The organism is Bacillus cereus group sp. BfR-BA-01356 (genome assembly GCF_022663635.1).
Classification (GTDB): Bacteria; Bacillota; Bacilli; order Bacillales; family Bacillaceae_G; genus Bacillus_A; species Bacillus_A cereus.
Window position 1 is genome coordinate 1 of record NZ_JAKUFX010000270.1, and the last position, 1257, is coordinate 1257.

The following is a 1257-nucleotide window of genomic DNA, read 5'->3' on the forward strand; positions in this document are numbered from 1 at the left end:
ATTTTACATAAAATACTGGTCTAGTTTCGTGATGTCTTTTTTAAGCAATTTGTCCTTTGATAACTTCAAAAGATATTATTTTTCAGTTGACATACTACCGCAGGTCTTTTTGATAAACAAGAAATGTATTCACTTTTTTCTTTTCGAATTTATTTTCTAGTTGCTTGAAATCCAAAAACTTTACCTCCATTTAAATAGTTACTCCATTTATTATATCTTGTTCCTTCATTTTAAACATAATTGTGCTCAAATAAAAATAAACCTGTCAGCCATAATGAACTGACAGGTTTATTTTTATAATTTTGTACGAACATTCCAAAGCTCCGGGAAGAATTGTTGATCAAGTACTCGCTTTAAATAAGAAACACCGGAGGATCCACCTGTACCCATTTTATGTCCAATAATTCTTTCTACTGTTTTCATATGACGGAAACGCCATTGTTGTAGCCAGTCTTCAATATCAATCAATTTTTCAGCAAGCTGATATAAATTCCAATATCTTTTCACATCCGCATACACTTCCAACCATGCTGCTTCTACTGTTGCATCTTCTTCATAAGGCTGCGTAATATCACGGTTTAACACATCTTTATGAATAGGGAATCCTTCTTTTACTAATGCTTGAATCGCGACATCATATAGACTTGGTGCATGTAGCGCTTTATGAAGTCGTGCATGTAATTCTGGATCCTTTTCATAAATTTTTAATGCGTGTGGCGTTTTATAGCCAAGTGCATACTCAATCATACGATATTGATACGATTGAAAACCTGAAGCTTGACCGAGTGAGTCACGAAACTCAATATATTCTGATGGTGTTAATGTCGCAAGAATATCCCAAGATTGAATAATTTGAGACTGAATTTTTGATACACGTGCTAACATTTTAAAAGCTGGTTGTAATTTATCTTGTTTAATAGATTCAATCGCCGCATTTAGCTCATGTAAAATGAGCTTCATCCAAAGCTCACTTGCTTGGTGAATAACGATAAATAACATTTCATCATGATGGTCCGATAATCTTTTTTGAGAAGATAGTAAACTATCTAATTGTAAATACTCCCCATACGTCATATTCTCTTTAAAATCCGTATGAATCCCTTTTTCCATAATTACTTTTTCATTTTCTTTCATATTAGCCAAACGCCCCATGCCCATCAACTTAAAAATCTTCACTACCCCCAAGTGTAAAAAAACGTTATTCTTTCTAAAAAAGCTAGACTAGAAAGGATGACGTTTTCTTATGAATCTCTCGAT

The 1257-nt window shown here is 33.3% G+C and carries 1 protein-coding gene; it reads right to left on the bottom strand.

What is annotated here, in order from left to right; genetic code table 11:
- Positions 1 to 294 precede the first annotated feature (294 nt).
- Positions 295 to 1134: a tryptophan 2,3-dioxygenase gene (gene kynA / locus MR168_RS32915; RefSeq protein WP_086411396.1), complete on the bottom strand. Its 840-nt coding sequence runs from the start codon at positions 1132 to 1134 to the stop codon at positions 295 to 297.
- Positions 1135 to 1257 lie beyond the last annotated feature (123 nt).